General features: G+C 67.2%; 21 protein-coding genes. 12 read left to right on the top strand and 9 right to left on the bottom strand.

All coding sequences use genetic code 11. The features are described from left to right. Positions 1–127: 127 nt before the first annotated feature. Both CH339_RS10600 and CH339_RS10595 read right to left on the bottom strand, forming a co-directional pair. Positions 128–1282, bottom strand: a complete 1155-nt coding sequence (locus tag CH339_RS10600; protein ID WP_111434328.1) for an iron-containing alcohol dehydrogenase — start codon at positions 1280–1282, stop codon at positions 128–130. 495 nt (positions 1283–1777) lie between these two features. Next, a complete protein-coding gene (locus tag CH339_RS10595; protein WP_111434327.1) occupies positions 1778–2056 on the bottom strand; it encodes a DUF6460 domain-containing protein in 279 nt (92 codons plus the stop codon). A gap of 279 nt (positions 2057–2335) precedes the next feature. Between CH339_RS10595 and CH339_RS10590 the strand changes: the two genes are divergently transcribed. Genes CH339_RS10590 through pdeM form a run of 3 tightly spaced genes read left to right on the top strand, consistent with a single transcriptional unit; the run spans position 2336 to position 6420 of the window. Then, positions 2336–3151 (top strand): GGDEF domain-containing protein, encoded by an 816-nt coding sequence (locus tag CH339_RS10590; protein ID WP_111434326.1) that lies wholly within the window; start codon positions 2336–2338, stop codon positions 3149–3151. A 4-nt stretch (positions 3152–3155) separates the two neighbouring features. Continuing rightward, positions 3156–5708, top strand: coding sequence for a ligase-associated DNA damage response DEXH box helicase (locus CH339_RS10585; RefSeq protein WP_111434325.1), 2553 nt, complete (start codon positions 3156–3158; stop codon positions 5706–5708). Then, the gene (gene pdeM / locus CH339_RS10580) at positions 5698–6420 is read left to right on the top strand and encodes a ligase-associated DNA damage response endonuclease PdeM (RefSeq protein WP_111434324.1); all 723 of its coding nucleotides are present in this window, start codon (positions 5698–5700) and stop codon (positions 6418–6420) included. Before CH339_RS10585 ends, pdeM begins: the two co-directional genes overlap by 11 nt. Before the next feature lie 138 nt (positions 6421–6558). Here the strand turns inward: pdeM and CH339_RS10575 are convergent, their stop codons facing one another. Next, positions 6559–7347: a TIGR02186 family protein gene (locus CH339_RS10575; RefSeq protein WP_111434323.1), complete on the bottom strand. Its 789-nt coding sequence runs from the start codon at positions 7345–7347 to the stop codon at positions 6559–6561. 224 nt (positions 7348–7571) lie between these two features. Continuing rightward, positions 7572–11882: a peptidoglycan-binding protein gene (locus CH339_RS10570; RefSeq protein ID WP_170138486.1), complete on the bottom strand. Its 4311-nt coding sequence runs from the start codon at positions 11880–11882 to the stop codon at positions 7572–7574. A 462-nt stretch (positions 11883–12344) separates the two neighbouring features. Between CH339_RS10570 and CH339_RS10565 the strand changes: the two genes are divergently transcribed. From CH339_RS10565 to CH339_RS10535, 7 genes are all read left to right on the top strand, one after another. Next, entirely contained in the window at positions 12345–12809 is a 465-nt protein-coding gene (locus tag CH339_RS10565) for a MerR family transcriptional regulator (RefSeq protein WP_111434321.1), read from the top strand. Positions 12810–12909: 100 nt separating this feature from the next. After that, positions 12910–13770, top strand: coding sequence for an SDR family oxidoreductase (locus CH339_RS10560; RefSeq protein WP_111434320.1), 861 nt, complete (start codon positions 12910–12912; stop codon positions 13768–13770). Positions 13771–13813: 43 nt separating this feature from the next. Then, positions 13814–14449 (top strand): glutathione S-transferase family protein, encoded by a 636-nt coding sequence (locus CH339_RS10555; protein WP_111434319.1) that lies wholly within the window; start codon positions 13814–13816, stop codon positions 14447–14449. Between the two features lie 45 nt (positions 14450–14494). Continuing rightward, positions 14495–14977 carry a cupin domain-containing protein gene (locus tag CH339_RS10550; RefSeq protein ID WP_111434318.1) on the top strand — a complete coding sequence of 161 codons (483 nt, stop codon included), beginning with the start codon at positions 14495–14497 and terminating at the stop codon, positions 14975–14977. Positions 14978–14995: 18 nt separating this feature from the next. Continuing rightward, positions 14996–15457, top strand: coding sequence for a cupin domain-containing protein (locus tag CH339_RS10545; RefSeq protein WP_111434317.1), 462 nt, complete (start codon positions 14996–14998; stop codon positions 15455–15457). 102 nt (positions 15458–15559) lie between these two features. Continuing rightward, positions 15560–16180, top strand: coding sequence for a 2-hydroxychromene-2-carboxylate isomerase (locus CH339_RS10540; protein ID WP_111434316.1), 621 nt, complete (start codon positions 15560–15562; stop codon positions 16178–16180). 90 nt (positions 16181–16270) lie between these two features. Next, complete coding sequence (locus CH339_RS10535; RefSeq protein WP_146610152.1) at positions 16271–16816, top strand: hypothetical protein; 546 nt, start codon at positions 16271–16273, stop codon at positions 16814–16816. Positions 16817–16876: 60 nt separating this feature from the next. On the opposite strand, the gene CH339_RS10530 is transcribed toward CH339_RS10535, so the two are convergent. From CH339_RS10530 to CH339_RS10520, 3 genes are all read right to left on the bottom strand, one after another. Continuing rightward, positions 16877–18661, bottom strand: coding sequence for a M10 family metallopeptidase (locus CH339_RS10530; protein ID WP_111434314.1), 1785 nt, complete (start codon positions 18659–18661; stop codon positions 16877–16879). A gap of 266 nt (positions 18662–18927) precedes the next feature. Next, positions 18928–20556 carry a M10 family metallopeptidase gene (locus CH339_RS25285; RefSeq protein ID WP_111434313.1) on the bottom strand — a complete coding sequence of 543 codons (1629 nt, stop codon included), beginning with the start codon at positions 20554–20556 and terminating at the stop codon, positions 18928–18930. Between the two features lie 166 nt (positions 20557–20722). After that, on the bottom strand, positions 20723–21397 hold the full coding sequence (locus tag CH339_RS10520) for an extensin-like domain-containing protein (protein WP_111434312.1): 675 nt from the start codon (positions 21395–21397) through the stop codon (positions 20723–20725). 281 nt (positions 21398–21678) lie between these two features. Here CH339_RS10520 and ppk2 point away from each other — a divergent pair, with 281 nt between their 5' ends. Continuing rightward, complete coding sequence (ppk2, locus tag CH339_RS10515; RefSeq protein ID WP_201240897.1) at positions 21679–22716, top strand: polyphosphate kinase 2; 1038 nt, start codon at positions 21679–21681, stop codon at positions 22714–22716. 22 nt (positions 22717–22738) lie between these two features. On the opposite strand, the gene CH339_RS10510 is transcribed toward ppk2, so the two are convergent. Then, positions 22739–23725 (bottom strand): zinc-dependent alcohol dehydrogenase family protein, encoded by a 987-nt coding sequence (locus tag CH339_RS10510; RefSeq protein WP_111434311.1) that lies wholly within the window; start codon positions 23723–23725, stop codon positions 22739–22741. 178 nt (positions 23726–23903) lie between these two features. Between CH339_RS10510 and CH339_RS10505 the strand changes: the two genes are divergently transcribed. Next, positions 23904–25148 carry an amidase gene (locus CH339_RS10505; protein ID WP_111434357.1) on the top strand — a complete coding sequence of 415 codons (1245 nt, stop codon included), beginning with the start codon at positions 23904–23906 and terminating at the stop codon, positions 25146–25148. Between the two features lie 27 nt (positions 25149–25175). On the opposite strand, the gene CH339_RS10500 is transcribed toward CH339_RS10505, so the two are convergent. Continuing rightward, positions 25176–26279 (bottom strand): DUF2336 domain-containing protein, encoded by a 1104-nt coding sequence (locus CH339_RS10500; RefSeq protein ID WP_111434310.1) that lies wholly within the window; start codon positions 26277–26279, stop codon positions 25176–25178. Positions 26280–26293: the final 14 nt, after the last annotated feature.

Here is a 26293-nt window from a genome sequence, read left to right as displayed (position 1 = left end):
GGCCGCACCCTCTCCCCCGAGGGCGTTTCGCGTGACTAGGGATTCACGGGAAACGCCCTAGCGCTCGATGTCGGGGCGCATTCCCGTCCGGGCCGCCGGTCGGGGAATACGCTCCGGGAGCCGCGCGTTACATCGCGGCTTCGTAGATGGCGATGGTATCCTCGACCGTGACCGGGCGCGGGTTGGTGCCCTTGCAGACGTCTTCCATGGCGTTCGCGGCCATCAGCGGAATATCTTCCTTTTTGACGCCGAGCTTGGCGAGGCCGTCCGGGATGCCGACGCTGACGGAAAGGGCGGCAATCGCATCGAGCGCGGCGGCCGAGGCCTCGTCGACGCTGAGGCCAGTGGTGTCGACGCCAAGGGCGCCGGCCATCTTTGCCAGCTTTTCCTTCACGGCCGGGGCATTGAAGCGTTCCACATGGGGCAGCAGCACCGCGTTGCAGACGCCGTGCGGCAGGTCGTACTGGCCGCCGAGCTGGTGGGCCATGGAGTGGACGTAGCCAAGGCCGGCATTGTTGAACGACATGCCGGCGACGAACGACGCCCAGGCCATGCCGGAGCGGGCCTCCATGTCGGTGCCGTCGTCGACGGCGCGCTTCAGATATTTGGCGATCAGGCTGATCGCCTCATAGGCGAGGGTGTCGGAAAGCTCGAAGGCACCGATCGACAGATACGCTTCGACGGCGTGGGTCAGCGCGTCCATGCCGGTCGCGGCCGTCAGGTCGGCGGGCTTCTTGACCATCAGTTCCGGATCGGAGACGGCAAGGGTCGCCAGGCAATTCTTGTCGACCATGACCATCTTGATGTGCCGTGTCTCGTCGGTGATGACGTAGTTGATGGTCACTTCGGAGGCGGTGCCGGCGGTGGTGTTGAAAGCGATGATGTGCGGCGTGCGCAGCTTCGATTTGTGGATGCCCTCATAGTCGCGGATGTCGCCGCCATTGGCGGCGAGGATGCCGATCGCCTTGGCGGCGTCCTGCGGCGAGCCGCCGCCGAGCGAGACGATGAAATCGCAGCCCTCGGCCCGGTAGAGCGCGGTGCCATCCTCGACGCATTTGCAGGTCGGGTTCGGCATCACCTTGTCGAACACGGCGTACGCGATGCCGTTGGCGTCGAGCATGTCGGTGATCTTTTTGACGAGGCCGAGGCTGGCCAGCGGCTGGTCGCTGACGACAAGGGCCTTCTTCAGCCCGAGGCCGACGATCTCCGGACCGGCATCGGCGAGGACGCCGGGGCCGAGGAGGCTCATTGCCGGCATGACGAAGGTGCGTTTCTGCAACATGGGATGTCCTTTCCTGCGCTGCGCCAGGCCGCGCGGAGACCGGACGGGGGGAGGACCCGGGCGGCGTGCGGTCGGGCCTGGCTGCCGACGGACGGGGATTTCGATCCCGGCCGTTCGGGACGATCGCCTTTACGGCAGGCGATCCGTGCCATGGCTGTCGCGACGGCGCCGGAGCTGCCTTGGCGCCGTCTTGATGTCTCAGTGGGAATCGAATGGTCGGGCAGGGCAGACGGGAGGAGAGCCGCAGGTCCCGATCGGTTTTTGCCTGGTCAATATTTAGGTCCGGGATGCAACCGCTTGCAAGGCTGCTTTGCAGGCAATGTGACGCATCGTAGAAATACGTCCCGGCCAAGGTAAATGGGCATCTGGCGCAAATATGAATGGCGCCCGCCTGTGAAAACCGGAAGTTACGTTAGCATATTCTGTTTTTCGTTTGTTTGAGCCGGGCGGAACGTGCATAGTAAACACCGCGCGTCGCCACCGCAGCCGCCTGTCCTAACGGCTGTCGCGCCCCATGTTCAGGAGGCGGATGACGAACCAGATCGGCACGACGACGGCGGCGCCGAGCAGGAAGTAGCCGGCGATGTGCTCGATCGTCTCGAACCCCATCTGGTAGATGCGGTGGACGAGGTTGCGGATGCCGTCGAAGATATCGAGCGGGTGAATGTTGAAGGCGGAGAGCACCAGCCCGACGAGCAGGGACATCAGGACGAGACGCAGGATCACCCGGCCGGGCGAGCCGCCGAGAAAACGGGTGAGGGTATCGTTGGTCATGGGCGATCCGGGCTCCCGGCAAGGCTGTTCGTCGGTCCAGGGGCGGCAGGGGGCGGTCACCGGCCCTGTCGCGCCGACCTTAGATAGGAACCGTGGGCCGGATGCGCCAGACGGCGGCTTCTGTCTTAGCGATTCCGTTAACCCAGAATTAGCTGCCCGGTAAAATTCCAGGGCCTGTTAGGGAAAAACACTCACGTTTATGCACAACCTGCAGGGTATGCCTTGCTACGAAATACGGGCAGGGTGGAAAATTAACGCGGTTTAGCAAGCACGGATTCCATGGACTACGATTCCTCCAGGGAAATGCGTCTCTTCACGCTGCGGGTGACGGTTCTGTCCGTCGTCGTGTCGGTGCTGTTGACCGTCGGTATCCTGACCATGATCGAGGTCGGGCTGAGGGAGTTCTCCCTCGCGGTCGCCCTCGGCGTTCCCGCCCTGGTTGCTCCCGTCGTCGCCTATCAGGTGGCCAGGTCCTACCATGAGCTGGCCCAGGCGCAGCGGCAGTTGCGCCGCGCGGCGGAGAGCGACGCGCTCACCGGGCTTTGGAACCGCAGCGCCTTCGCCCGCTCGGCGAGCGCCCTCCTGGGCAGCGATCCCCAGGCGCGCCGACCGCGCTGTCTGCTGTTCATCGATGCGGATCATTTCAAGCGCCTCAACGACAGCCTCGGTCACCTTGCCGGCGACGAGGCGCTGGTGGTGCTCGCTGACGTCCTGCGCACCCAGTGCCGGACCAGCGACCTGGTGGCCCGCATGGGCGGCGAGGAATTCGCCGTGCTCCTTCGGGATGCGGACGAGGAGGTCGGCCGGGCAACGGCGGAGCGCATCCGCAAGGCGGTGTTCGCGCGCACCGTGACCAGCCGCAACCTTACGGTCAATCTCAGCGTTTCCATCGGCGTCGCCGCCCAGCAGCCGGGCGACGACCTGGAAAGCCTTTTGTCGGCGGCAGATCACGCCCTCTACGAGGCCAAGGGCGCCGGGCGCAACTGCGTCCTCACCCGGTCCGACGTCCGTCGCACCCGGCGGCCCGTCACCGGCATTGGCGCTGCCGTTCCCTCCTTGCCGCTCGACGCCGCGGGCATGTTCCCCTACCACTGATCGGGTGAACGCGGATCCGCTCGAGCCCGACCTGCCGGAAGTGTTCCGCCGCTGGTTCGAGACCCGCGGCTGGCAGCCGCGCGCCCACCAGCTCGATCTCCTCGCCCGGGCGCGGGCCGGGCGCTCGGTCCTTCTGATTGCGCCGACCGGCGCCGGCAAGACCCTCGCCGGCTTCCTGCCGAGCCTGACCGACCTCGCCGCGGCGGCGGCAATGAGGAAGAAGCCCGGCGCGCCCGCACGAGGCCCGCACACCCTCTACATCTCGCCGCTGAAGGCGCTTGCCGTCGACATCGCCCGCAATCTCGAAGCGCCCGTCGCCGAGATGGGATTGCCGATCACGCTTGAGACCCGCACCGGCGACACGCCGCAGCACAAGCGCCGGCGCCAGACCCTGTCGCCGCCCGACATTCTTCTGACGACGCCGGAGCAGGTCTCGCTGCTCCTTGCCTATCGCGACGCGCGGCGGTTCTTTGCCAACCTTTCCACCGTCATCGTCGACGAACTGCACGCGCTGACGACGGTGAAGCGCGGAGATCTCCTTTCCCTGGGCATTGCCCGTTTGCGCGCGCATTCCCCCGACCTCAGGACCATCGGGCTTTCGGCAACCGTGGCCGCGCCGGACGACCTGCGCGCCTGGCTGGTGGCGCAGCAGGCGGGTGCGCCGCCGCAGCTTGCCGACCTCATCGAGGTGGCGGGCGGGGCAAAGCCCGACATCGAGATCCTGAAATCGGACGAGCGCATCCCCTGGGCGGGCCATTCGGCGCGCTACGCCCTGCCGGACGTCTACCGGGCGGTGAAGGCGCACGGCATGGCGCTCATCTTCGTCAATACCCGCAGCCAGGCCGAGGCCGTCTTCCAGGAGCTGTGGCGGATCAACGAGGACGGACTGCCGATCGCGCTCCACCACGGCTCGCTTGATGTCGGGCGACGACGCAAGGTGGAGGAGGCGATGACGGCGGGGGCGCTCCGGGCCGTCGTTTGCACATCGACCCTCGACCTCGGCATCGACTGGGGCGATGTCGACCTCGTCGTCCATGTCGGCGCGCCGAAGGGGGCGAGCCGGCTTGCCCAGCGGATCGGCCGCGCCAACCACCGGCTCGACGAGCCGTCCAAGGCCCTGCTGGTCCCGGCCAACCGCTTCGAGGTGCTGGAATGCCAGGCGGCGCTCGACGCCAATTATGTGGGGGCGCAGGACACGCCCGCGGCCCGGCCCGGGGCGCTGGACGTCCTTGCCCAGCATGTCCTCGGCATGGCGGTTGCCGCGCCGTTCTCCGATGAAGCGCTCTATCACGAGGTAACCTCGGCGGCGCCCTATGCCGGGCTCGACCGGGCGACGTTCTCCCGCGTCGTCGATTTCGTCGCCACCGGCGGCTATGCGCTCGGCACCTATGAGCGCTTCGCGCGCATCCGCAGGACCCGCGAGGGGCTGTGGCGGGTCGCCAATCCGAAGGTCGCCCAGCAGTACCGGCTCAATGTCGGCACCATCGTCGAGGCGCCGATGCTGAAAGTGCGGCTTTCGAGCCGGAAACGCGGCGGCACCATCGGGCGCGGCGGCCGGGTGCTCGGCGAGATCGAGGAGGCCTTCATCGAGAGCCTCTCGCCCGGCGATACCTTCCTGTTCGCCGGCGAGGTGCTGCGCTTCGAGGCGCTTCGGGAAGCCGAGGCGCTGGTCAGCCGCGCCACGGCCGAGACGCCGAAGATCCCGGCCTATGCCGGCGGCAAGTTCCCGCTGTCCACCTATCTCGCCGACTCTGTGCGCGCGATGCTCGCCGACCCGGATGCCTGGGAGCGGCTGCCGGAGGCCGTGCGCGACTGGCTCTTGCTACAGCGCGACACCTCGCTGCTTCCCCGGCGCGATTCGCTCCTCGTCGAGACTTTTCCGCGCGCCGGACGGTTCTACATGGTCGCCTATCCGTTCGAGGGACGGCTCGCCCACCAGACCCTCGGCATGCTGCTCACCCGCCGGCTGGAGCGGATCGGCGCCCGGCCGCTCGGCTTCGTTGCCAGCGATTACGCGCTCAGCGTCTGGGCGCTCTCCGACCTCGGTGCACGGTTCAAGGCCGGCCGGCCGAGCCTCGACGAGCTCTTCGACGAGGACATGCTGGGCGACGACCTGGAAGCCTGGATGGCCGAATCCTACCTCCTGAAACGCACGTTCCGGGCCTGCGCCGTCATCGCCGGGCTGATCGAGCGGCGCTTTCCGGGCAAGGAAAAGAGCGGGCGCCAGGTCACCGTCTCCTCCGACCTCATCTACGACGTGCTGCGCAGCCACGAGCCGGACCATATCCTGTTGCAGGCGACCTGGGCGGACGCGGCGCGCGGCCTCCTCGACATCCACCGGCTCGGCGAATTGCTTTCCCGCATCAAGGGTCGGATCATGCTGAGTGATTCGGACCGGGTGACGCCGCTGGCGATGCCGGTGATGCTGGAAATCGGCCGGGAATCCATCTCCGGGGCCGCTGACGAGGCGCTCCTGATGGAGGCCGCGGCGAGCCTGGAGCGCGAGGCGCTGACGCGGGACGGGACGGAAGGCGAGGCGGAACGGGATGCTCCATGACGCGGCGCGGCGCGCCGATCCCGAGATGATGACGGACGGGCCCCTGAGCCTTGCCGATGCCGCCTTCCGTCTGCATCCGTCCGGCGCCCTCTTCTGGCCGGAGGAGCAGGCGCTCGTCGTCGCCGACCTGCATTTCGAAAAGGGGTCCAGCTTCGCCCGCCACGGCGTGATGCTGCCGCCCTACGACACGGCGGTGACCCTCGACCTGCTCGCAGACGTTATTGCCTTCTATCGCCCGAAGATCGTCGTTGCCCTCGGCGACAGCTTTCACGACCGCGCCGCGCCCGACCGGCTGCCGGAACCCTATCGCGAGCGGCTCGCCGCATTGCAGGCGGGGCGGGAGTGGATCTGGATCGCCGGCAATCACGACCCGGACGTGCCGGAGGGTTTCGGCGGCGACGTCTATGCGGAGGTAGCCTGCGGCGACATCGTCTTTCGCCACGAGCCGGCGCTTGGGGCCCATCCGGGCGAGATCGCCGGGCACCTGCATCCGGCGGCCCGCATCCGGGTGCGCGGGCGCTCGCTCAGGCGGCGCTGCTTCGTCACCGACGGTACCCGCCTCGTGCTGCCGGCCTTCGGCGTCTATACGGGCGGGCTCAATGTCTGCGACCGGGCGTTCGAGCCGGTCGTGCCGCGCCACCTGATGGCGGCGCATCTCCTCGGCCGCGACCGGGTCTACGCGGTCGCCGGCTGCGACCTGCACCCGGATTAAGTTTTTTGGACGTTCAGGCGCCACTGGGGCTGACGGCGCGAAGGCGCCGGCGCGCGGTCGCGCTTGCCGTAAGCCGCTGAAGATCAGCGGCATATGGTTCGGAGAAACCTCCCGTCGCCGTGCGAAAGGGCGCCCTGATCAATCCTTGCGGAAGATGACGCCGGCGAGCCAGCCGGTCACCAGCGCCAGGACCACCGCGCCGATGCCGTAGGCGAGGCTGTAGTCGTGGGCGAGCGTGTAGGTCACCTGCTCGAAGCCGGTCTTGTGGATGTAGAGGGGCTTGGCCTCGTGCGATAGCACGGTGCCGTCGCGGAACAGGAAGACGTTGATCTGGTAGATGCCGACCGGCACGTTGGCCGGCAGCGGGATCGTCGTGCGGAACAGCGACGGGCTCAGGAACTTCACCGCGCCGACGCGCTCGGCATAGAGCTGGTTCTTCTGCTTCAGCCGCAGGAACGCCTCGCGGAATTCCTTGGTCTCGGCGGCGGCCTCGGGGTCGTCGGGCGTCGTTTCCGTCTGCAGGATCAGGTGGTTGACGCCGATCTGGTAGCGGTCGAGCAGGGCGTCGTTGCCGAGCGCATCGAGGCCGCGCGAGGAATGCATGGCGTAGAAGGATGGCACGCCCTTGAAGACGCGGCTTTCGCGGTTGACCCAGATGCCGAGCAGCCGCTCCTTCTTGCGCGTGACCAGATTGTCTTCGGGGCCGAAGATCGCGACCACGACGTCGTTGATGCCGCCGCGGGCGATCGTCGCCTGGTCGCGCTCGATGCTGCCGAAGACGGTGATCTCCGTGCCGGTGAAATTGGAGGCGATGCGCACGTCCGGCGAGGAGATGTCGGCAACGAGCCGCTCGGCCCGCGCGGTATCGGCGGCGCCGGTGGCGGCGACGGCGAGACAGGCGGCGGTGACGAGGGCGGCAAGGCGCAAGGACGTTCCCCGGTTGCTTTGTCGGCTCCGAAGCAGAGGAGCTTTGAGGGTTGTCCGTTTAAACGACGACACCGCTCAGGTGTCAACGATGGCCTTGTGTTTTCCGCCGGTCACAATCGCGGCATTCGCGGCAATCTTCCGCCACGGTTACCGCCGCGAAATGCCGAAAGGCGGCTTTGCGGCCGCCTTTCCGTGTCGGTTCCGAGGCCGCCCCGCTCGCCCGGTCAGATCGTTTCCTTGGACAGCGCCTTGATCAGCCGGCCGTCGACCTGGCCGGTAACCGGCAGGCCGGCCTTGCGCTGGAAATCCATCACCGCGTCGCGGGTGCGCGGACCGGAGACGCCGTCGGCCGGGCCGGGGTCGTAGCCGAGTTCAGTCAGGAGCTGCTGGGCGCTCTGGGTGAGCTGCTGCTGGGTCAGTTGCACCGGCGCCGGCTGCGGCCTGGCAGAGGCGGACCGCTCGGGCTTGGCGCCCCACTCCTCGTGCGGGGCGATGGTGTTGGCCTTCTGGTCGACCGGGGTCGCGCGCCAAGTCTCCACCGCCAGCCGCGCCGCGGCGAGGCCCTGGCGGTCGAGCGCGTTGGCGATCTCATCGCGCTTCTTGCCGGCGTCGCTGTCGCCCTGGCGGGCGGCGAGCGCGAACCATTTGTAGGACTCTTTCAGGTCCTGGGCGACGCCGAGGCCGCGGGCATGGAGGATGCCGAGATTGTACTGGCTGTCGCGGACGCCCGCAGCGGCCGCCTTGTTGAACCAACGGGCAGCGGAGGAAAAGTCCGGCGAGCCGCTGGCGCCTTCGGCGTAGAGGACGGCCAGATTGTGCATGGCCTTGGTGTTGCCCTTTTCGGCGGCGCGGCGATACCACTTGCGGGCCTCGTCCATGTCCTTGGCGACCCCGGTGCCCTTTTCATAGAGGCTGCCGAGCCGGTATTCGGCCGGGGCAAGGCCCTGGTCGGCGGCAAGCCGGTACCATTTGGCGGCGAGCTTCAGGTCGGGGCGGACGCCGCGGCCTTCGGTGTAGCGGGCGGCGACCTCGAACTGGGCGTCGGGATTGCCGTCGGCGGCGGCGGCGCGCAGCGCGATCGGCCCGACATCGGCCGGCGGCATGGCAAGGGCGGCCGGCGCGCTGCCGGTTTCGGGTGCGTAGGCGGTAACGGTCTCCGGCGCCGTGTCGCCGCCAAGGGCCTGGCGCGCGGTGTCGGCCTGCGGGCCGGTGGTTGCCGGCGTATCGGGCGCGGTCGCCATGTCGAAGCCGACCGCGGAGGTGGTCTCCGGATCGGTGTCGGTGCCTGCGGGATCGGCGATGCTGGACGAGCGGTCATCGTCGACCGGGGCCGCCGGCGTGAGGCTCGGGACCTCGTCCATCGGTGCCGGCGCGGGCTCTTCGGCGGCCGGCGCCGGTGTCGCCGGGGCGACGCTCTGCTCGATCGCGGCGGTCTCGTTCACCGGCGTCAGGAACGCCTTCATGAGCTGGTTGCCGAGGAAGATGACGATAAGGCCGATGGCGGCGATCATCAGCGGCCGACGGTATTTCTTCAGGGCTCCGCTGATGCCGCTGCCGCCGTCTTCCTCAGGGCCGTTGCTGCTGCCGGCGAGCGGCGTCGCGTAGATGTCGTCCTCCGGCGCCGGCTCTTCCATGTGCGGGACCGGATCCTGCCGTTCGGGCGCTTTCGTCGCGGGCTCGCCCTTGCGGCGGCGGAACCAGTTCCGTTTCCTGGCCGGCTTGGCGTTGGCGGCGCCGTCCGCCTCGGCGGCCGCGGCCTGTGCGGCGCGGCGGGCGGCGGCGATGAAATCGGTCTTGCGGTCGCGGCCGGCCGGATCGGGCGGCAGCGTTTCGGCCATCGTGCCCGGTTCCAGTGGCACGTCAGGATCGACTTCGACGCGGCGGGCCTGGGGCTCGCGCGGCATGTCGGGGCGATAGGGTTCGTTGTGGTCCAGGTCGGCACGGCTCTGTTCGGGACGGCCGGCACCCGGCTCCAGCGGGCGGCTGTCCTCGGCGCTGCCCGGCAGCGGGCCGCGCGGTTCGCGGTGCTGGGGCTCCGCTGCGTGCTGCGGGCGGGTCGAGGCGTCGAGCGTTGCGCCACTGACGGCGGCGAACCGGTCGGGGCCGGCGCCGCGGGACCGGCCACCGTCATAGGCCGTGGTGTCGTTGACGGCGATGCCGCGGGGCTCGGCGTCGGCATTGGCCGGCGCGAAGCCGGTGAGCTTCGATGAAATCGACTGCAGGGCGTCGTGCAGGGTGACGAGCGTGTCCTGGGTGCGTTCGGCGGAATCGACGGTGGTGGCGCGCAGCTTGTCGAGGTGGAACTGCAGCTCGCGGATCTGCTCGTCATTGTCGAGGCTGCCGCCGACGCTGCCGTTGCGGGCGAATTCGGCGATCGCCTCGCGGGCGGCGTCGCGCGCGGCGCGGGCCGTCTCGTCGCGGTTGGTGTCCAGCCGGCGGTCGAGATGGGTGAGCGCGGTCTCGATCGCGCCCAGCGCCTCGGACTGCTCGGTGCGGTCGCCGAGAAGCTGGGCGATGCGCGCGACCTGGTCCTCCAGGTGGGCAAGGGCGTTCGCATCGAAGCCGCCTCTGCTGCCGTTCACCTTGTCGGCGAGGTTGTGGATCTGGCGTTCCAGCCGGGTCAGGTCGACCGGGATCGGCTTGGAGAAGGCCATCCGCATGCCGGCGATCTCGTCGCGCAGATTGGCCATCTCGGAAAGGTCGAGCGGGGCGCGGCCGAGGTCGTCGAGCTGGCCGGCAAGGGAGGCGACCTTGCGGTCGAGAGCGGCCAGCGCGTCGCTGCCGGAGGTGCGCTGCAGGGCGTCGTCGATGCGCTGGATGGTCTCTTCCAGCTCGGCGAAGGCGGCGCCGTCGCCCATCTGGCGGCCCGGCTCGAAGCTGTCGAGGCGGTCGGCGATCTGGTTGATGCGGGCTTCCAGCGCGGCAAAGGCATCGCCGGAGCCGGTGTCGGTGCCAGGCACGATCTCCTCGACGCGGCCGATCATGTCGTCGATGCGGCGCTCCAGGGCGAGGATGGCGTCGTCCTGGGTGCGGGCGTCTTCCAGCTCGTCGAGCTTCTGGGCGACGGAGGCGATATTGCTCTCGATCAGCGTGAAGCGATCGGTGTCGCGGCCGCCGGTCATGGCGTCGCGCAGGTCCTCGATCTGGCCGGACAGCCGCTCGATGGCTTCCAGGTAGCCGTCGCCGGCAGGCTCGGGCTGGGCCGGCGGTTCGGCGGCGAGCCGCTCCAGGCCGTCGATCTTGTCGTGCAGGGCGCGGAGCTGCTGGTCGAGGGTGGCAACGGCGGCCTGGGTGTCGAGGCCGCTGAACAGGCCCTTGAGGTCGGCGATCTGGTTTTCCAACTGGCCGATCGCCGGATCGTTCATGTCCAGGGAGAGGCCGTCGATCTGGCGCGCCAGCGAGGTGACCCGCTGTTCCAGCGTGTTGATCTGCCCGACCTGGGGAATGGTCTTGAGGGCCGAATCGATGGTGTCGATGCGGTCGGCAAGGCGTACCAGAAGGCGCGGATCGCCGACGGTGCGGCGCATCTCGTCGAGCCGCTCCACGATGTGCTGGTAGCCGGATTCCAGGCTGTGCAGGGTGCCTTCCACATTGCCGGAGATGACGCTCTGGCGCAGTTCGGCGATCTCGTCGCGCAGCGCCTCGACGGCGCGCGGGTCGGTCTGGGCGGCCGACAGCGTCTCGACCTTCTGGCCGAGGGCGCGGATCATCGTCGCGTCCTCGTCGGACAGGCCGACGGTGTCGCGGCGCTCGATCTCGTGGCGCAGATTGCCGATCTCCCGGCGCAGCCGTTCGACGGCAGCCTCGGTGTCGCTCTGGCGCAGGGAATCGATCTTCTCCGCCAGCGCCTTGAAGTGGTGCTCCACGTCCGGCAGGCCGAAGCTTTTTTCATCCCGATCGCGGGAGCGCTCCCGGTCATAGGAGGCGTCGCGGGCGTCAACGGCGTTGCGGCGCGCAGGCTCGCGGCCGGTGTTATGGTTGTGGATCGGGTATCCGTCGTGGTCGAGGCTGTGCTGGCGGGCGGTGATTTCGTCAATGGCCCGGCGCAGGGCGTCCTCCTCGCTGTCCGCCGCCTCGAAGGACGGGGCGCGGGTCGCCGCGACGGTGCGCCGGTCCTGGGACGGCGCCTCGCCATTGGCCGGAAGGTTGCGCATGCGCCGGTCGATGCCGTCGAGCGTTTCCAGGATGGCGTCGATGCGGTCGCGGGAGGCGTCGGCGCGGGCAGCGGCGTTGGGCGCGTTGCCATTGCGACCGGCGGCGGGATCACGGCTCTCGCGGGTCGAGGACCGGGCGTCGAGCTTGTTCATCAGCCGGTCGACCGTCTCGGCAATGCCGGCGAGATCGTCGCCCCGCGGGGCCTTCGTCTCGCGGCGCGGCGGCATTTTCGCTGTGGCGCCGGCATTCAACTGGCCCAGGCGTTCGGACAGCGCATCGAGCCGGCTGTTGAGGTCGGAGAGCGGGTCGGACGGCCCATGGCGACCGGCCGGCGCGGACCGGGGCGTTGCGGCATGGGCATTGGGACGGTTGCGGAACATGGCTCACCCACCTGTCGGGTCTTCGGCCCGGCGGAACGAACGGGAAAGGTCTGCCGCCGTCGTCGTTGGCGTTTCTTTGCCGGGAAGCTCCTTCAGGAGATGCCGGTTCAAGGCGGACCTCTTCGTTGGCCGTCGGAGTCCATCCGCCACGGGCTCCCCCGGATTCCCGGAACGCCAGTGGCGGGAATCGCACCTGGCGGAGTGGCGGAATGTCAATGCGTTCCGGGCGAATTTGCGCGATTTAGGGTAAACAACCCGTTAACCCTCCATCGGTAAATGCATAAACCGGTAACAGGGCTTAACGGCGGATCACCGGGACGTTCCGTTCCGGGACGAGCCGCGGCCCCGACCGGATGGATGCGACGTATAGCGACCGGCGCGGTTGCTTGACGCTTACGTTTACGGAATTTAGTTTGTCCGCTTGCAAAGGCGGGGGCTTTGCGACAGCGAGGAAATAACGAGATGGCGCGAGACGACAGCGCGAGCGCACGGGACGACAGGAGCACAGTGGCCGACCGGGCCGTCCACGACGACGGCAACAAGACCCACTACACGATCGGCGAACTGGCGCGCGAATTCGACGTGACGCTGCGGACGCTGCGCTTCTACGAGGACAAGGGGCTGATCAACCCGCGCCGGCGCGGCACCACCCGGCTCTACAGCCGGCGCGACCGGGCGCGGCTCAAACTTGTCCTGATGGGCAAGCGGGTCGGGTTTTCGCTGGAGGAAATCCGCAACATGCTCGGCCTCTACGACCTGCGCGACGGCGAGGTCTCGCAGATGCGCGCCGCGCTCGACCGGTTCCAGGAGCAGATCGCCCATCTGGAGGCCCAGAAGCGCGACATCGAGCAGGCGATCGAAGAGCTCGGCCGCACCGTGGAGATCGTCTCCGGCATGGTGCGCGAGCGGGAATCCCGCGCCGGCTGAACCGTCATCGCCGTGCCATGAACGCGATTGAATTTGTTCCCCGGCGGAGGCCTCGCTAAACTGCGGGTCCAGTTATCAAACCCGTCGCGGGGGCCGTTCCATGACCAGAAAAGTGTTCGTCTCGGGAGCCTCCGGCGCGCTCGGCGGGCGCATTGCCGGCCATCTCCTCGATGCCGACGTCGCGGTCGTGGCCGGCGCGCGGCGGCTGGAGCGCATCGAGCCGCTCCGGGTGCGCGGCGCCGAGGCGCGGCGGTTCGACTATGACGATCCGACGCTGATGCGCATCGCCTTCGAGGGCTGCGACACCGCGATCCTGATCCCGACCTTCGCGCCCGTCGTCGACCGGGTGCGCCAGCATTTCGACGCGCTGACCGCCGCGCGCGAGGCGAGCGTTCGCAAGGTCGTATTCGCCTCGTTCCTGCCGGCGACGCCGGAATCCCACTTCACGGTCTCGCCCTTCATGCTGTTTGCCGAGGCGACCGTTCGCCAGAGCGGCATGGCGTGGGCGATCCTGCGCGACGGGCTCTATCTCGACCCGCTTGCCGACTGGGTGCCGGAGATCGTTTCCATGGGCCGCATTCCCTATCCGGCCGGCGAGGGGCGGGTCGCCTATGTCACCCGCGACGATCTCGCCGAGGCGATCGCGCAAGCGGCGCTGTCGGATGCGGCGAACGGCCGGCTCTACCGGCTGACCGGGCCGAAGGCGCAAGGCTTCGTGGAGATCGCCGGCATCATCTCCGACGTCACCGGCAAGCCGGTCCTCTACGATCCGATGAGCGAGCAGGATTTCGCCCGGCTGTGCGAGGAGCCGGAGGCACCGGACTATCTGCCGACGGCGCTCGCCAGCCTCTACCGGGCCGTTGCCGCCGGCGAGTTCGACCTCGTTACCGACGACATCGAGACGCTGACGGGCCGTGCGCCGGAGGACGTCGAATCCTATCTGAAACGCAAATACGGCTGACGCGCCGCCGCGGACCACGACAGAGCCAGCAAGGAGATCTCACTTGGCGGACTACACCCTTTACTGCTTCGCGCAATCCGGCAACGCCTACAAGGCGGCACTGATGCTGGAGCTTTCCGCCGCCGACTGGGAGCCGCGCTTCGTCGATTTTTTCAACGGCGAGACGAGGACACCGGAATACCGCGCCCTCAATGTCATGGGCGAGGTGCCGGTGCTGGTCCATGGCGACGTTAAGCTCTCCCAGTCCGGCGTCATCCTCGACTACCTCACCGAGGCGCTCGGCAACTACCGGCCGGTGGACGAGGCCGAGCGGCGCGAGGTGCTGCGTTGGACGCTGTTCGACAATCACAAGCTGACCAGCTACGTGGCGACGCTGCGTTTCCTGCGCACCTTCGCAAAATCCGGCGATCCGGCGGTGATCGACTTTCTGGAAAGCCGCGCCAAGGGGTCATTGGCCGTCCTCGATGCGCAATTGAAAAGCCGGGATTTCGTCGCCGGCGAGCGGCCGACGACGGCGGACTTCTCGCTCTGCGGCTACCTGTTCTGGCCCGACGAGATCGGCATCGACCTTGCCGCCTATCCCGCGGTTACGGCATGGCTCGACCGCATCCGGGCGCTGCCGGGCTGGAAGCACCCTTACGACCTGATGCCCGGGCACCCGCTGCCGGAAAAAGACTGAGTTCACGGCGGGACCCGCCGGTTTCCTTCAGAAGGAGATTTTTTGATGCCGAAGATCGATGTGGTCAAGGTGCCGGCGCTGCCGACCGATTTTTCCGGGGCGCTCGGCGAGCTGCTTGGCGGGCGGACGCGGGCCAAGCTCGGCGATGCGGCGGGGCTCACCCAGTTCGGTGTCAATCTCTGCCGGGTCGAGCCGGGCGCCCGGTCCTCGCTCAATCACTGGCACGAGAACGAGGACGAGTTCGTCTTCGTGCTCGCCGGCGACGTGGTGCTGGTGGAGGGCGGCATCGAAACGCCGCTCGGGCCGGGCGATGCGGCCGGCTTCAAGGCCGGCACGGGCGTCGGCCACCACATCGAGAATCGCGGCGCGGAGGAGGCGGTGATGCTGGAGGTCGGCACCAGGGCGATCGGCGATCGCTGCCACTATCCGGGGCACGATCTGATCGTGGAAATCGTCAACGGCACCGATCGCCTGCTGCACCGCGACGGAAAGCCCTATTCCGATGCGACGGCCAAACCCGTCGATTGATCAGCCGAGGAAAGCGCGATGCCGAAGGTCGATATCGAGACGATGGAGTGGGCTGGTGGCAGCAGTTACCCGTCGCCCTTTCGCGAGCGTGTGGCCGGCCGAATGCGCAAGCGGCTCAGCGATGCTGGCGGGCTGACCCAGTTCGGCGCCCACCTGACCCGGCTCGATCCGGGGGCGATGTCGGCGCTCCGGCACTGGCACGAAAACGAGGACGAGTTCGTCTTCGTCGTTTCCGGCGAGGTGGTGCTGATCGAGGACGACGGGGAAACGCCGATGGCGGCGGGCGATGCGGCGACCTTCAAGGCGGGGGTTGCCAACGGGCACCATTTCGTCAATCGCTCCGACGGGCCGGCCTTCTATCTGGAGGTCGGCACGCGGAGCCCGACCGAGCGCGCCACCTATCCCGACGACGACCTTGCCGGGGTCAAGGAAAACGGCCGGTTCGTGTTCACCCGCAAGGACGGAGGCGCCTGCGACTGAGGCGGTTCGCGGCTTCACACAATGGTGCAATCGGTCCCGTTGACGGGGGCTTCCGGCCGGGCGAGGCTGCGCCCGGACCATAGCGTTGGGGGCTCGTAAAAAATGTCCGAAATCACCGTCGATTATTTCTATACCCATGGCTCGCCCTGGGCCTATCTCGGCCACGATCATTTCGTGGAAATGGCGGCCCGGCACGGGGTCAAGGTTCGTTACCGGCCGGTCTTCCTCGGCCCGGTGTTCGAGGCGACCGGCGGCCTGCCGCTGCCGAAGCGCCATCCGGCGCGCCGGCACTACCGCTTGATCGAGCTGCAGCGCTGGCGCGACAAGCGCGCCCTGCCGCTCAACCTGCAGCCGGCCTTCGCCAATCCGGCGCCGACGCTCGCCGACTGCGCCGCGATCGCTATCCAGGAGGCCGGCGAGAGCCCGGCTGACTTCTCGCACCGGGCGTTCCGGGCGATGTGGGCATATGACAAGGATGTTGCCGACGAGCATGTGGTGGAAGGGATGCTGGCCGATGCCGGCCACGATGCCCATGCGCTGCTGACGGCGGCAAAGTCGGATGCGGTCAAGGCGATCTACGAGCAGAACCAGGCCGACGGCATCGCGCTGGAGATCATCGGCTCGCCCTGCTACGTGCTCAGAGGGGAGCCGTTCTGGGGCCAGGACCGGCTCGATCTCCTGGAAGAGGCCATCGTTTCCGGCCGACATCCCTATGCGCCCTAGGGTCTTCGGCCCCTGATCCATCGCCCTGCTTTCGTCATGCCGGTGCTCTATCTCTCTGCACGAGACGAGCGCCGACATGGGAGGTAAAGAATGGCGATGTTGAACGGTGCAATACGTTTCGGCGGGCCGGCGATCGTGGCGGCCATGCTGCTGCTCGCGCCCGGTGCTGCGGCCGAGGAGTATGACGGCACGCCGGACGACCGCTTCACCATTGTGGAGACGGCGACCGGCATCCTCAGGATCGACAAGGAGACGGGCAACGTCTCGACCTGCCGGGAAAAGGTCTCGGGCGGCTGGACCTGCCAGATCGCGGCCGACGAGCGGGCCGCTTACGAGGCGGAGATCGACCGGCTTTCGGCCGAGAACAAGGCGCTTGCCGACCGCCTTGCGGAAATCCGCCGGCGCCTTGAGGCGCTCGGCGACGAGGCTGACAGGAACAAGGACAAGACGCTGTCGCGCGACGAGTTGATGCGCTTCTTCACCAACCCGCCGGAGCTGTCGGAGACCGACGAAAAGGCGGTCAAGGAGGCCCTCGACGTCACCGAAAAGGCGTTTCGCGGATTTCTCGGCGTCATGCGCGAGATCGAGCGCGACCTGAAGAGCGACGACGCCAAGACCGACAAGGGCGCCGAGTAGAGCGGCGCCCCCTGCGCGATTTTCCGTCCAGGAAGTCTGTCGACCTTGCGGGAGAGGTCTTCAGGCGAAAATGAAGTCTCCGTTGTCGAGGGAGGCCTTCTCGACACCTTCCAGAATGATCGTCGTCTTGAAGAAGCTGATCATCGCATCGCCGCCATTGCTGGTGATGGTCAGGTCGGAGATGTGGTCGAGCGTCTTGTAGGCGGAGAGGTCGATCTCGTCGGTGTTGGGCTTGAAATCGAGGATCGTGTCGGTGCCGGCCCTGCCGGCATAGACGAAGTCGTCTGCACGGGTAGCGCCGGACAGCGTGTCGTTGCCGGGCCCGCCGATGAGCACGTCGCTGCCGCCGCCGCCCGTCAGGACATCGGCGCCGCTGCCGCCGACCAGAAAATCGGTACCGTTGCCGCCGAACAACTGGTCATTGCCATTGTTGCCGTAGAGGGTATCGTTGCCGGTGTTGCCGAACAGCATGTCGCCGTTGCCGCCGCCGGCCAGCTTGTCGTTCTGGCTGCCGCCGTAGAGCGTGTCGGCGCCGCTGCCGCCGGCAAGCGTGTCGTTGCCGCCGTCGCCCGATATGCGATCGCTGCCGCCATTGCCGAAGACCTTGTCGCTCTGGCTGTCGCCGCTGAGGCTGTCATTGCCGTTGCCGCCGAGGATGGTGTCGTCGTGCTTGCCGCCGCCGAGGGTGTCGTCCGATCCGCCGCCGATGAGCTTGTCGTCGCCATTGGAGCCCATCAGCTTGTCTTCGCCGCCCTTGCCGACGAGGCGGTCGTCGCCGCCCTTGCCGAGAAGGGTGTCGTCGCCCTCGTTGCCGACCAGCAGGTTGTGCCGGGAGTTGCCGACGATGCGGTCGTCGCCGCTGCCGCCGAGGGCGTTTTCGATCAGCGAGGCATCGTTGCCCTGGTAGCGCAGGGCATTGGCGATGTTGCCGCGGGCGTAGTGCAGCGTGCCGTTGTCGTCCTCGCCGAGCAGCGCGGTCTGTTCGGCGGAGGTCTTGCTCCATTGGCCCGGGTTGAGGTTGACGCGGAGGTTTGAGGAGTAGTTCTCGAAGTCGTAGGTATCCTTGCCGCCGCCGTCCCAGACGGTCAGGAAGATGCGGTTGGCGCCCGGCGTTTCCTGGCCCTTGCCGTTGATGAACATGCGGCCGGTGTTCTCGTTCCAGCTATAGCGGGTATTGCCGGAATTGTGTGTGTAATCGGCACCGTACATGTGCTGGATGGCGCGGATGTCGTACATCATCAGCGACTGGGGATAGCCCCAGTCCTCCGGCCCGGTATCGGTGTAGAAGTCCTGGCCGACGAATGACCGGTAGGTCATCACCGAGAATTCGTAGGAATCGAGACTGCGCGGCATCGCGGGAAAGCCGTTGCCGCCCTGGTGGCCGTGGCTGAGGCCGAGGGCGTGGCCGCTCTCGTGCATAAAGGCGAGATAGGCCCAACCGCCGACTTCGGTCTCGTCGAAAGGCCCGCCCGACTTGCTGTACCAGGAATCGCCGCCCCAGGTGCCGGTGCTCGGATAATAGGCCCAGGCGCCTGCGCCGGCGTCGGCCGGGGCGTCCGAAAAGGCATAGCGCAGGGTCGCTTCGCTGGCGCGGGTCTCGTTGATCAGCCGTAGCCCGAGAAGGGAGACGGAATCGTACTGCTTCAGCGCATCGATCGCCGCTGCCTTCTGAGTGGCGTTGAACGCGCTGAAATGATTATATTTTTCGCCGTTGAAGGAATAATGGTAATAGCCGGGGCTCGACGGGAAGCTGTAGGTGAGATTGTAGACGCCCCATTTCACGCCGGAAAGAAGGCCGTTCACGCCCTGCATGGAAGAGCTGTTGACGGAAGCCGTTGCTGTCATGCCGCATCATCTCCGGGGCAGGAGGCGTTTCATCGTCACCGCACCGCCGCTCTCTGTTCGTGCCAGGGATTCGCTCGTCTTGCCGAATACCCTGCCATCTTGATTCGCGATCGGAAGCCCCACCATAACGCCGCACGCGGGTCCGTTTAAGGTTTGTCGCAGCAAAACCTTTCTGCAACGCAAAGATGTCGCGGCCAATGGCCAGCAATCCGGCTGCCCAAAAGCGGCTGCGCCGAAATCCCGGGCTTCGGCCCGGTCGCGTCCGATCAGAAAATGAAATCGTCGTTGTCGAGTGCGCTTTTTGAGACGCCGTCCAGCACGATGGTCGTGTTGAAGAATTCTATCACCGTATCGCCGTGGTCGTTGCGGATGGTCAGGTCGGAAATGTGATCGAGGCTCTTGTAGGCGGACAGGTCGATGTCGTCGACGTTCGGTTCGAAGCCCTGGATTTCGTCGCTGCCGGCCTTGCCGCCGTAAACGAAGTCGTCGGCGCCCGCGCCCCCGACGAGGGTATCGTTGCCGCTGCCGCCGACGAGGCGGTCCACGCCGTTGCCGCCATTGAGGGAATCGTTCCCCGATCCGCCGAACAAGGTGTCGTCGTGCTTGCCGCCGAACAGGGTGTCGGCACCGGCCTTGGCGTTCAGGAGATCCTGACCGCTGCCGCCGGACATGTGGTCATTGCCACCCCCGCCGAACAGGCGGTCGGCGCCGGCGCCACCGTTCATCCTGTCGTTGCCGGCCTGGCCGAGCAGGGTGTCGTCGTGCTTGCCGCCGAACACCCGGTCATCGCCGCCGCCAGCCTTCAGGAAATCGTCGCCGCCGGCGCCGGCGAGCGTATCGCTGTCGCCGAAGCCGAACAGGCGGTCGTCGCCGCCATTGCCCTTCAGCTCGTTCTCGGCGGCGTTGCCCTGGATCGTATCGTCGCCGCTTCCGCCATAGGCATTCTCGATCAGCGAGTCCTTGTTGCCCTTGTAGAGGAGGGCGTTGGCGATGTTGCCGCGGGCATAATGCTGTGTGCCGTCGTCCTCGGTGCCGATCAGCGCCGTCTGCTCGCTGTTGGTCGTGGTCCATTTGCCGGGCCGCAGGTCGATCCGGAGGTCGTCGGAATATTTGGTGAAGGAATAGGTATCCTCGCCGCCGCCGTCCCAGATCGTCAGGAAGATGCGGTTGGCGCCGGGCGTTCCCTGGCTCGTGCCGTTGACGAAGGTCCTGCCGCTGCCGGGCTCCCAGCGGTAGAAAGTATCGGTGCTGCGGAAATCGTAGTTGGCGCCGTACATGTGCTGGATGGCGGCGATGTCGTACATCATCAGCGACTGGGGGTGACCCCAGGTTTCCGGGCCGTAGTCGGTGTTGAGGTTCTGGCCGACGAAGTCGTGATAGGTCATCACCGAGAATTCGGTGGAGTCGATGCTGGCGGGCATCTTGGGAAAGCCGCTCTCGCCCTCATGGCCATGGCTGAGGCCGACGGCGTGGCCGGTCTCGTGCAGGTAGGTGGAATAGGCCCAGCCACCCATCTTGGAATTGGAGAAATAGCCGTTCGACTTATTGTACCAGGAATCGCCGCCCCAGCTTCCGGTGCTCGGGTAGTAGGCCCAGGCGGCGGACGGGGAATCGGAAAAGGCGTAGCGCAGGGTCGCCTCGGTGCTGCCGGTTTCCGTGACCTGGTTGAACGTCAGGTTCGATGCGGCGGCGAAATCGGCCAGCGCGTTCTTTACCGCGGCCTTCTGGGAGCTGTTGAAGGCGCCGAAATTGTTACTCTTTTCGCCGGAGTAGTCGTAGTAGGACGGGCTCGTCGGGAAGCTGTAGGTGAGGCTCGTCACGCCCCATTTGGTGCCCGACAGGACGCCGTTGATACCGGCCGACGACGAGCTGCTGACGGATGCCGTTGCCGTCATGGCGAATCACCTCCGAGGCGTGGTTGGGGGAAGCGTCGCATATCATTATTTCGCAAGAAAGGGTCGAAAAACGCCCGCCTGGGTTAAGCGTTTCTGAACGCCGCGCGCCCCGGCCGCATCCGGCCCGGTGACAAGAACCCGTCGGTTCAGACCGCTGCCTGTCCGGTCACTGGCAGAACTTGCCGTCGCCATTGCGGCCGCGGCGGGCGAGGTCGAGGTGGAAATGGTCCTGGTGGTGCCGGTCGCCGTCCGGGCCGATGACGGTGTTGAACGGCCCGCAGGCCTTGTCGTGGACGGTCTTCAGGAAGGCGGCCTCGTCGGCCTTGCCGTGCCAGCCGTCGGCGACGGCGACGCGGCGGCCGTCTTCGGTGCGGAAGGCGGAAATGTCGATGGCGTTGGCATAGGCGTGCTCCGACACCTTGGCGCCCGGCTTGTTGTTGCGCGTGCGGCAGACATAGGAGGCGGCGACGTCGACGGACACGATCTTGCTGTCGAGGGTTTCGCCCGCCGCCGGCTGGACCACGGTCTGCAGCCAGCGGTCGAGGGCCGGCAGCATCGGGCAGGCAAGCGTCGCCGGCACCGAAAAGGCGACCGAGCCGTCGGCCGCCGCGGTGACCTTGTAGGGAACGTCCGCGCCGCATTCGCCTTCCTCGAAAATCGGCTCCAGCGGCGTGACGAAGGGCGAGGGCGTGACCCGGCCGCTGGCGCGGCAGGTCCGGTCGGCCTGGCTGCGCCATTCCTCGCGGCTGTCGTCGAAGGCCATCATGCCCGCCGCGCAGGCGGTGAGGACAAGGGCGGTGAAAAGCGCCGCTGCAAGGCGCCAGGGATGTCTGATCGGCATCGGTCCAGTCTGCGCGTCGAACGATTACGATTCATTAACGCTGCGGGACCGGAAACGTTGCAGCATCGGGTGGCTGCCGGTGCCCGGTGCCGCCAACCTCGTGTATCCGGTAAATACTTCCCGGCTACTCTCCGATCTCGACAAGTCCTTGCGAACTATTGGCGACTTGAACTGCCGGAAATTTACTTTCCGTGAAGCCTTTTGGTTAGGTCAATTTCAATTCAAATCGAGGATCATGATCCGGCAAAACAAAATCAGGGCGCAAACAAGAGAGACGGGGCATGATGGATTCCGAAGACCGCCAGGGCTTTTCGATCGCGGACGACGTGGCGACCGCAGTTCCGGACCTGCCGGACACCGAGCTGGTCACGACCGCGCGGCAAAAACCTGCCGGAAAGAAAAAAGGCGCGGACAAGATCGCAGCCATCGAGAACCCGGCCCATCACATCGCCGAGATGCGGCACGATCCGGTGGAGATCAAGCGCATCTTCGAGAGCGGCGAATACCCCTACAAGACCAAGCTGCGCCGCGCCCCTTACGAGGAGCACAAGGCGGAGCTGCAGGTGGAACTCCTGAAGGTCCAGCGCTGGGTGGAGGAGACCGGCCAGAAGGTGGTGATCCTGTTCGAGGGCCGCGATGCGGCCGGCAAGGGCGGCACCATCAAGCGCTTCATGGAGCACCTCAACCCGCGTGCCGCCCGCGTCGTCGCGTTGCCGAAGCCGACGGAGCGGGAAAAGACCCAGTGGTACTTCCAGCGCTATGTCGAGCACCTGCCGGCTGCCGGCGAAATCGTGATGTTCGACCGCTCCTGGTACAACCGGGCCGGCGTCGAACGGGTGATGAATTTCTGCTCGCCGAACGACTATCTGGAATTCATGCGGACCTGCCCGGATCTGGAACGGATGCTGGTGCGCTCCGGCGTGCAGCTCTTCAAATACTGGTTCTCCGTCTCGCAGGGCGAGCAGCGGCGGCGCTTCAAGGCGCGCGAGACCGATCCGCTGAAGCAGTGGAAGCTATCGCCGGTCGACCGCGCCTCGCTCGACAAGTGGGGCGACTACACCGAGGCCAAGGAGGCGATGTTCTTCTACACCGACACCGCCGATGCGCCCTGGGTGATCGTCAAGTCGAACGACAAGAAGCGGGCCCGCCTCAACTGCATGCAGCACTTCCTGTCGTCGCTGCCCTATCCGAACAAGAACCCTTCGGTGGTGCGGGGACCGGATCCGCTGATCGTCGGATCGGGCGCGCACGCCCTCGGCGAGGCCCGGCACGTCCTCGGCAAGAGCCTTAATCCGGAGGACAAGCGCGCGGCCAAATAATCGGCCGGCGCGTCCGTCGCTCCTAAGGCACCAGCACCGCGGCGCCGCTGAGGCGCCCGGCACGCAGGTCGTCGAGCGCCGTATTGGCCTCCTCAAGCGGATAGGGAACGACTTCCGTCCTGACCCCGGCCTTCGGGGCGAGCGCGAGAAATTCCTCGGCGTCGCCGCGCGTCAGATTGGCGACGGAGCGGATCGTGCGCTCCTCCCAGAGATCGGAATATGGGAAGCCCGGAATATCCGACATGTGGATGCCACCGCAGACGACGGTGCCGCCTTTCCTGACCGCCTTCAACGCCGTCGGCACGAGGCTTCCGACGGGTGCGAAGATGAGCGCGGCGTCGAGCGGCTCCGGCGCCGGCTCGTCCGATCCGCCGGCCCATTCACAGCCCATCTGCCGGGCAAAGGCCATGGCCTCCGTGTCGCCGGGCCGGGCGAAGGCAAGAACTTTACGATATTCGTATCGTGCGACCTGCGCAACGATATGGGCGGCGGCGCCGAAACCGTAGATGCCGATCGTGCGCGCCTCCGGCCCCGCCATCCTTAGCGCGCGGTGGCCGATGAGGCCGGCGCAGAGCAGGGGTGCTGCCTCGGCATCCGAGTAGTCGCCATGGATGGCAAAGGCGTAGCGGGCATCGGCGATGGCGTGGGTGGCGTAGCCGCCGTCGAGCGTGTAGCCGGTGAAGCCGGGATCGTCGCACAGATTCTCCCGGCCGCTGTCGCAATAGGGGCAGTGGCCGCAGGTCGACCCGAGCCAGGGAATGCCGACCCGCTCACCGACGGCGTGGCGGTCGACCCCGGGTCCCGTAGCGACGACCCGTCCGACGATCTCGTGACCCGGTATCAGCGGCAGCTTCGGCCGTGTCAGGTCGCCATCGACGACATGGAGATCGGTGCGGCAAACGCCGCAGGCGGCGACCTCCACGAGGATCTCGCCGGGGCCGGGCTCCGGCGTCGGCAGGTCCGTCGGTTGCAGTGGTTTGCCCTGCTCCGTCAGCACCATCGCGCGCATGGTGTTTCCTTTCCGAGAAAAGGCGTTCGACACTGCTTTTCCGGCGTGTTGTGCATGTGCCGGCCGTGTCGCAATGCGCCTTGCCTTTTGCCATGGTGAGCGTGTTTTATCGCCTGTCAATCGCACGCGCCCGAGTCGCTTGAAACGGCTCGGCGTCCTGCCGCTCGGGAGATCCCTCATGCTGTCCGCCGCAAAACTCGTTGCCGATATCCGTGCCGGCAAGACCCGGATCGGCGAGACGCTCGCCCAGGTGTTCGACACCATCGATGCCGAGGAAGAACTGATCGGCGCCTTCGAGGCGATCGACCATGGCGCGGCGCGGCCTCCGGCGACCGGCGCGCTCTGCGGCCTGCCGGTCGGCATCAAGGACATCTTCGATACCGCCGACATGCCCTCGACCTACGGCTCGCCGATCTATGCCGGCCATATGGCGCGGACCGATGCGGCGATCGTGTCGCTGTGCCGGCGGGCCGGGGCGACGGTGATCGGCAAGACGGTGACGACGGAGTTCGCCTTCATGCACGCCGGTCGCACCCGCAACCCGCACAATCCGGCCTATTCGCCGGGCGGCTCGTCGTCCGGCTCGGCCGCCGCCGTGGCGGCCGGCATGCTGCCGCTTGCGGTCGGCACCCAGACCGGCGGCTCGGTCGTGCGGCCGGCGAGCTTCTGCGGTATCGCCGGCTACAAGCCGACCTTCGGCCTGCTGCCGACCGTCGGCATGAAGACGTTTTCCTGGACGCTCGACACGGTCGGCCTGTTCGGCGCCGGGGTTGTCGACGTCGCGCTCTTTGCCGCCCTTCTCACCGGTCGTGATCTTGAGGTCTCCGAGGAGATCTCGCCGCCGCGGATCGGCGTTGTCGAAACGCATCTGTGGAACGAGGCGAGCGGCGAGATGCGGGCCGCCGTCGGCGAGGCGGCACGGCTTGCGGCCGCTGCCGGGGCCAGGGTCGAGACGCTGCAGCTTGCAGGGACCTATGCCGATGCCTTTGCCGCGCACCAGGTGATCCAGGATTTCGAGGCCAATCTGGCGCTGTCCTACGAGCGCGACAATCACAGCGACGAGCTCAGCGCGATCCTGCGCGAGACGCTCGATGCCGGCGATGCGATCACGCCGGAGGCCTATGATGCGGCGCAGGCGACGGCGCGCTCGGCGCGGCACGGGCTGGGAAAACTGTTCGCCGACGTCGACGTCATCCTGACGCCGTCGGCGCCGGGCGCGGCGCCGGAAGGCCTCGGCAGCACGGGCTCGTCGATCTTCAACCGGCTGTGGACGCTGATGGGGACGCCGGCCGTGAACGTGCCGGGGCTCGTTGGCGACAAGGGCCTGCCGCTCGGCGTGCAGATCGTCGGCCCGGTCAGGGTGGACAAGACGACGCTCGCCGCCGCGGCGTGGCTGGAACGGGTGATCGCCGCGCGGTCCTAGAGCGGACCGAAGGGTCGCCGGTCTCTTCTAGCTCGCCTGCTTTTCGGGCTTGCGGCGTTCCTTGAGCACGCGGATCGCCCGATGGGCTTCCTCCGGGCTCATGCGGGAATAGAGTTCTATCTCGGCCCGGGTCACGGGGGCGGCACGCTTGAGACGCCTTTCGCGCAGCCGGGCGACCGCCATGAACGCCTTGGTGCCGAGGCCGATATCCTTGCACAGGACCGCGATCGGGCCGCTTTCCTTGCGGAAGATGAGGCGGCTGACATCGACCCCTTCGGCTTCGCTGAGGCCCTCGATGACCAGTGCGATGTCGAGCGCGCGGTCGGCCCTGACGAGGGATTCCACCACCGAATCGAGGTCGCGGACGCCGCTGCGGATGTCGTCGGCCATGATGCTGGCGTCGATGCGCGTCTGGCGCACCTCCATCAGCTCGGTTTCGATGCGCTTGGCCGTGACCATGACGAGGCGGTCGAGGCCTTCCTGGCTGGCGGCGATGTCCGCCTTGGCAAGGCGGATCGTCAGTTCCTCGGTCAGGAGTGGCCGCAGCCACTCGACGACGGTGGCCGTCAGGTCGTTGCGGCCGGCCAGGTTCTCCTGGAGCACCTCGTCGTTGCCGGCGCAGCGCACCAGCATGTCGAAGGCGGCTTCGGAGAATTCCGCGCCATTGTTGCCGGTGACCGCGTGGAGGACGGCACGGTCGCCGCGCTGGACGAGGATTTCAGTCACCGCCTTCGACAGCGTCGCGCGCCGGGAAATGGCGAGCAGGTGATCGACCGACTGCTCGGAGGCAAGCCTGACGAGATCGTCGTCGGTCAGGACAACGGAGGTGCGCAGGAGCGGGTCGGCGACGACGATATGATCGCCGGCCAGGCGCAACACCAGCTTGCGGGGGGCCTGGTCGTCCGCCGCCAGCCGCCGTGCGACTTCGGTGCGGACCTTCACCGGAACGTCCTCCAGAACCCGACCGACGACATCGGCAAAGAGATCGCGGGAGGTCGCCTTGGAGGCCAGGCTGCCGGCTCCGAACAGGTCGCCGAGGCGCCGCAGCAACCGTCGCCGTCCGTCCGGCGCGGCCTTGCCGGCGAGGGTTTCGTATTCCTTCAGAACCGCGTTCTTGCTCACGTCGGTCACGCCACATGGTTATG

This window comes from Rhodobium orientis (assembly GCF_003258835.1).
GTDB lineage: Bacteria > Pseudomonadota > Alphaproteobacteria > Rhizobiales > Rhodobiaceae > Rhodobium > Rhodobium orientis.
This window is presented reverse-complemented; position numbering and strand designations above follow the sequence as displayed.

Coding starts and splice junctions, on each gene's coding strand:
- CH339_RS10510 (WP_111434311.1), bottom strand. CDS start 23,725: ATGCGCGCGATGGTGCTGACGGAGCAGGGCAAACCACTGCAACCGACG.
- CH339_RS10535 (WP_146610152.1), top strand. CDS start 16,271: ATGGCGATGTTGAACGGTGCAATACGTTTCGGCGGGCCGGCGATCGTG.
- CH339_RS10565 (WP_111434321.1), top strand. CDS start 12,345: ATGGCGCGAGACGACAGCGCGAGCGCACGGGACGACAGGAGCACAGTG.
- pdeM (WP_111434324.1), top strand. CDS start 5,698: ATGCTCCATGACGCGGCGCGGCGCGCCGATCCCGAGATGATGACGGAC.
- ppk2 (WP_201240897.1), top strand. CDS start 21,679: ATGATGGATTCCGAAGACCGCCAGGGCTTTTCGATCGCGGACGACGTG.
- CH339_RS10550 (WP_111434318.1), top strand. CDS start 14,495: ATGCCGAAGATCGATGTGGTCAAGGTGCCGGCGCTGCCGACCGATTTT.
- CH339_RS25285 (WP_111434313.1), bottom strand. CDS start 20,556: ATGACGGCAACGGCATCCGTCAGCAGCTCGTCGTCGGCCGGTATCAAC.
- CH339_RS10595 (WP_111434327.1), bottom strand. CDS start 2,056: ATGACCAACGATACCCTCACCCGTTTTCTCGGCGGCTCGCCCGGCCGG.
- CH339_RS10505 (WP_111434357.1), top strand. CDS start 23,904: ATGCTGTCCGCCGCAAAACTCGTTGCCGATATCCGTGCCGGCAAGACC.
- CH339_RS10570 (WP_170138486.1), bottom strand. CDS start 11,882: ATGTTCCGCAACCGTCCCAATGCCCATGCCGCAACGCCCCGGTCCGCG.
- CH339_RS10520 (WP_111434312.1), bottom strand. CDS start 21,397: ATGCCGATCAGACATCCCTGGCGCCTTGCAGCGGCGCTTTTCACCGCC.
- CH339_RS10590 (WP_111434326.1), top strand. CDS start 2,336: ATGGACTACGATTCCTCCAGGGAAATGCGTCTCTTCACGCTGCGGGTG.
- CH339_RS10545 (WP_111434317.1), top strand. CDS start 14,996: ATGCCGAAGGTCGATATCGAGACGATGGAGTGGGCTGGTGGCAGCAGT.
- CH339_RS10530 (WP_111434314.1), bottom strand. CDS start 18,661: ATGACAGCAACGGCTTCCGTCAACAGCTCTTCCATGCAGGGCGTGAAC.
- CH339_RS10600 (WP_111434328.1), bottom strand. CDS start 1,282: ATGTTGCAGAAACGCACCTTCGTCATGCCGGCAATGAGCCTCCTCGGC.
- CH339_RS10560 (WP_111434320.1), top strand. CDS start 12,910: ATGACCAGAAAAGTGTTCGTCTCGGGAGCCTCCGGCGCGCTCGGCGGG.
- CH339_RS10540 (WP_111434316.1), top strand. CDS start 15,560: ATGTCCGAAATCACCGTCGATTATTTCTATACCCATGGCTCGCCCTGG.